Origin of the sequence: Mesorhizobium sp. M1A.F.Ca.ET.072.01.1.1 (assembly GCF_004023325.1) — a bacterium.
GTDB lineage: Bacteria > Pseudomonadota > Alphaproteobacteria > Rhizobiales > Rhizobiaceae > Mesorhizobium.
Genome location: NZ_RZSF01000415.1, coordinates 1 through 4,796, shown reverse-complemented (window position 1 = coordinate 4,796; position 4,796 = coordinate 1). Strand labels below are relative to the sequence as shown.

Below are 4,796 nucleotides of genomic sequence, written 5' to 3'. Positions count from 1 at the left end.
TGGCAGCCGAGGCTTGGCGAGATCGATGTCGAGAAGGCGGCGGAAAAGCTGATTGCCTCGGGTGCCGCGCGCGCCATCTTTGTCTCCCCGGAAGGCGACGAGGCCGCCGCCACCGCCGTGCTGGTGGCGCGCGAAGTGTCGGATGCGGGCCTCCGGGTGCTCCTGCTCGATCTCACCGCCTCGGGCGCCGCCTCGCGCCCGATGCTGGACAGCGGACTGCTTCCCGGCATCACCAATCTGCTGGCCTCCGAGGCGCAGTTCAGCGACGTCATCCATCCCGATCTCTATTCGGACGCGCATGTGATTCCGGTCGGTACCGCCGATCCTATCCGTGCCATGCGCGCCGCCGACCGGCTGCCGATCATCATGCAGTCGCTGACCACGGCTTACGACCTCGTCGTCGTCGAATGCGGCCCTGCCGACGCACAAGGCATCGGCCGCCTGGTTGGCGATGGCACGGAAGTCTTCCTGTCGATGCTCGAAGCCGATGACGAGGTCACGCAGGCGGCGGTCAAGCTGATCGAGAATGGTTATCCGGATGTCACGCTGGTCACGCCGGTTGGCCATGAACCGGGAGATCCGTTGCCCGGACGCCGGTCGGCGGCCTGAGCAGATATCGCCCGCGAAGCGCTCGGATTTTGAGTCTCGCGCTGGCGGACGACGGTCAGGCGTCGTCCTCGGCAACAATAAGGGCGGCCTGTCCGGCAGCCTTCCGGCGCAAGCTCTTGGTCAGTTTCCACACCGTCGGACTATTTTTGATGAAGGCCTTCGCCCGCGCGCCTTGCCGCAACCCTGTGGCTAGCACGCGACCTTTCAGCGTCAGCGGCATCAGCACCTCGAAATGCTGGACCTCGATGTCGCACCAGAGCCGCTTGTAGGGCTCGTCGCCGACCGAGAAATCATAGCGGTCGAAGCCTTGCTCGCAGGCTTCCTGGATGTTGTCGAAGAACAGGAAGTCGCCGGGGCTGGTGAAGGCGAGATCATCCTCGGCGATCGCGCCGAACTCGCAGATCAGGCGCTTGCCTGAGCGGCTGGAGCCGGTAACGGCGCGAAGTTTTCCCGCTACCTCCAGCCCGTGCAGCAGGAAGGATGGCTCCTGCTCGGCAAGCGCATCGGCAAACAGCGCCCGGAAGAAGGCGCGCACGCCTTCATCGCCGAACACGTTGGCGATGCCCATCTTGGCGAAGCGCGCCTGCTTCATGTCGAAGAAGGCGTCGAGCAACCTGTCGACCTCCTTGCGGCTTCGCCCCTCGATACGGCGGAAGCTGCCGACGGCCTCGAACTTGCGCGTCTGCGAGCGGTGCTTCTTGCGCTTCCGCTTGCCGCTCGCGCGGCTGAGCAGCGCCTCGAAGCCGCCATCGAGGTCGACGGCCAGCGCAAGGTTAGGGCTCGCAAAATTGGGCAACGCGGCTAGCGGGTTGGCGGTGCCGTCGAGATCGGGTAGCAGCCGCTCCAGTGAAACGAGGTCGATGTCGGGCCGTGCCGTGGCGATTGACGAGAGCAGGGAGCGGATCGCAGGACCGTTTACAGCAGGCAAAAGCCGCGGGTCGGTTGCGGGGAAATTGCCGTTGGCATGACGTCCGCCGGTGAAACGAGCGACGCGGAACGGGCCGTTTCGGACCACTTCCAGCGCCAGCGAAAGAGCCGGTCGACCCTCTATGCTTAGCGTGGCGACCGCCATATCGGCTTTGGTCTGGGCCGTCCAGTTGCTCACCCAGGACGCGCTCTGCGCCGGAGCAAACAGCGCCGAAGCGCAGAATTCTGCATAGCCCGCAAGACCGGTGCCGTCGGTCACCGCCGCCGTCAGTCTGCCTCGGCTCGAGGCAGGCGCACGTGCCGGCGCTTCGTTGGCCGCGACGAGATTGCCGTCAAATGACGCGGCGGCGTCAACCATCCCTCAATCCTTAAGACGTATTGGTTGCAACCTGGGGTTCGCGTAGGCGCAAGTCCTTGGATGAGCCTAGGCGCAAAAGGTGAAGGAATGATCGACGGGGCCGAAGCAATCCGGAAGCTGGCGTTGAACGTTGCCCGCTACACCGGTCTCGCTCCGCTGGCGAAGCCGTTTGTCGGCGGCATCGGTGCCATCTTGATGTTGCATCGCGTGACCGCGACGCCCGAGAAGCCGAACAGCGTCAATCGCCATCTGAACATCGCCCCTGCCTTCCTCGACAAGCTGATCGCCGACATGAAGGGAAGGGGCTATGCCTTTGTTACCCTTGATGAAGCGATCGAGCGCATCGAAGCGGGCGGCAAACACGGCCAGTTCGCCACCATCACCGCCGACGATGCCTATCGCGACAACATGACGGAGGCGCTGCCGGTATTGGAGAAGCACGGTGCGCCGATCACCATCTATGTCGCGCCCGGCCTGATCGACGGTGCCGTCGACCTGTGGTGGGAAGTCATCGAGGATATCGTCGACACCGGCTCGCACCTGACGCTGAAGACGAAGAGAGGATCGACGGTCGTCGATTGCTCGACACCCGGCCGAAAGATCCAGACGATTGCAAGGCTGAACGCATGGTTGACCCTAGAGGTCCCCGAGGAAGAACAGGGCGCCGCGCTGCGTGAACTGGCGCGCTCCAACTGCATCGAGCTCGGCACCGGCCGCCCCGGCACCCTGATGAGCTGGGATGAGATTCGCAGGGTGGCCGCCCATCCGCTGGTGACGATCGGCGCGCACACCGTCAACCACCGCAACCTTAAGCGGTTGTCCGAGGCGGAAGCGCGTCACGAGATCGGCGACGTCCACCGTATCCTCATGGAACGGCTGGGCGCAGAGCCGCGCCACTTCGCTTACCCCTACGGTTATCCCAGCGCGGTTGGCTGCCGCGAGGTCGGCTTCGCTCGTGATGCCGGCTATGTCTCGGCGGTGACAACCCGGCATGGCGTCCTGAGAGCCGAGCATGCCGGCTTCCTGCATGCGCTGCCGCGCATCTCCGTCAACGGCCGCTACCAGAGCGTCGCCCATATCCGCACGATGCTGTCGGGTGTGACGACGCCGCTTGCCAATGCCGGCAAGATGGTCGTGACCATTTAGCCCGAAGGGGCGTCAGCATCTGTGGAAATAGCGGTAGGTGTCCGGCGCGCTCATCCATTTGAGCTGTGACGCAAGCCCGCCATGCGCGTTGATCCAGCCTCGGATGTCGGCAGCATAGGCATTCCACAAGACGGCGGTCATGTCGGTGCGGTGCGCCAGATGGAAGCCGAAGCTTGCCGCAGGCATCACGCAGATGCGGCTGCGGGGAATATAACCGAGCAGCACCGTGCAGGCCGACTGGCATTTGCCGACGATGCGGACATTGACGCCGCGCGCGGCGAGCCCCTTCCAGCGCTGGCTGTACGCGGCGACGCTGCCGCCATGATCGTCCGACACGTTGATGATTTCGGCGGCTGCCATCGAGGCCGCCATGCAGGCGATGATCAGGATCAATCCCGCGAACGAGGCTTTTGGCATGACGCAAGCCCTCCCTGCCATGCGGTCAAGCCAGGCAAGTTACTCCCAAGGCGCAATCACGTATGAATCACGTTAGCGTTGGCGCGGCCGCGCTCAGCCCTTCTGAGGCGGCTCCAAGATCAGCCATTTGATGATGCCCATCGCCGGCAGCACCCAGAGCAGGCCGCTGAGCAGGAAGAACAGGAAATGCGCCAGGGAGCCGTATTCGGCGAGCCTTGTGACCGCGATGGCCGAGGCGATCAGCGCGTAGATGACGACCAGCGCCACCAGCAGGATGGTTCCGATCAGCTTTTTCAGGCGAATGGGCATGTCGCGGTCCCGTTGACCCGCCTCGCTTAGGCCGATCGGGGAGCGGGCGCAACCGCCGCGGGCCGGCGCGACGGCGTGCCGCGCTGTCCGGTCTTGCCAGCCGGGCGGCCATGGTCCACCAATCCCGCGATTTCAACTGCCGGGAAACTCCCATGGCCGCCATAACCACCACGGCCCCATACGCCGCCCGCGACCGCGATCTGCACAACCGCGCGCTGGTGCGCGGCTGGCTTTATTTTGTGCTGGTCGTGCTGGCCGCGCTGGTGCTGGTCGGCGGCGCCACAAGGCTCACCGGTTCCGGCCTGTCGATCACCGAATGGCAGCCGATCCACGGCGTGATCCCGCCGCTCAACGATGCCGAATGGCAGGAAGAGTTCCAGCGCTACCAGCAGATCCCCCAATATACAGAGCTCAACAAGGGCATGAGCCTAGATGCGTTCAAGTCGCTCTTCTGGTGGGAATGGGTGCACCGCATCCTCGCCCGCACCGCCGGCGCGGTCTTCGCCTTGCCGCTGCTGTTCTTCTGGGCGACGGGGCGCATCGAACGCGGCCTCGGGCCGAAGCTTCTAGGTATACTTCTGCTCGGCGGCCTGCAGGGCGCCATCGGCTGGTGGATGGTGGCCTCGGGTCTGGTCGACCGTGTCTCGGTCAGCCAGTACCGGCTGGCGACGCATCTGACGCTCGCGGCGCTAATCTTCACCGCCACCATGGTTGTCGCGCGAGGATTGGCGCCGCACTCCGAGCGCACCGCCGACCGCTCGACCCAGCGGCTTGCCGGCGCGATCGTGCTCTTGGCAATGATCCAGATCTATCTCGGCGGCCTGGTTGCCGGCCTCCACGCCGGCCTCTCCTACAACACCTGGCCGCTGATGGACGGCAAGGTGATCCCGGCCGATCTCCTGCTCTTGAAACCCGCCTGGCTGAATTTCTTCGAGAACCCCAAGACTGTGCAGTTCGTGCACCGGCTCGGCGCTTACACGCTCTTTGCGGTGGCGCTCTGGCACATGATCGCCACCGCAAAGAGCGTGTA

The 4,796-nt window shown here is 64.7% G+C and carries 6 protein-coding genes; 3 read left to right on the top strand and 3 right to left on the bottom strand.

Annotated features, from left to right (window positions below; translation table 11 throughout):
- The coding region (locus tag EOA32_RS33145; RefSeq protein WP_145971436.1) for a tyrosine-protein kinase family protein at positions 1-609 on the top strand (609 nt) is incomplete at its 5' end.
- 55 nt (positions 610-664) lie between these two features.
- On the opposite strand, the gene EOA32_RS33140 is transcribed toward EOA32_RS33145, so the two are convergent.
- On the bottom strand, positions 665-1,894 hold the full coding sequence (locus EOA32_RS33140; RefSeq protein WP_128373970.1) for a GNAT family N-acetyltransferase: 1,230 nt from the start codon (positions 1,892-1,894) through the stop codon (positions 665-667).
- A gap of 87 nt (positions 1,895-1,981) precedes the next feature.
- On the opposite strand from EOA32_RS33140, the gene EOA32_RS33135 reads away from it, so the two are divergent.
- The gene (locus EOA32_RS33135) at positions 1,982-3,040 is read left to right on the top strand and encodes a polysaccharide deacetylase family protein (RefSeq protein WP_128373969.1); all 1,059 of its coding nucleotides are present in this window, start codon (positions 1,982-1,984) and stop codon (positions 3,038-3,040) included.
- A gap of 12 nt (positions 3,041-3,052) precedes the next feature.
- Here EOA32_RS33135 and EOA32_RS33130 read toward each other — a convergent pair whose 3' ends face one another.
- Both EOA32_RS33130 and EOA32_RS33125 read right to left on the bottom strand, forming a co-directional pair.
- Entirely contained in the window at positions 3,053-3,457 is a 405-nt protein-coding gene (locus EOA32_RS33130; RefSeq protein ID WP_128373968.1) for a hypothetical protein, read from the bottom strand.
- Between the two features lie 93 nt (positions 3,458-3,550).
- Entirely contained in the window at positions 3,551-3,766 is a 216-nt protein-coding gene (locus EOA32_RS33125; RefSeq protein WP_067330098.1) for a DUF2842 domain-containing protein, read from the bottom strand.
- 152 nt (positions 3,767-3,918) lie between these two features.
- Here EOA32_RS33125 and EOA32_RS33120 point away from each other — a divergent pair.
- Positions 3,919-4,796 (top strand): COX15/CtaA family protein (locus EOA32_RS33120; RefSeq protein WP_145971435.1); only part of this gene is annotated, 878 nt, incomplete at its 3' end.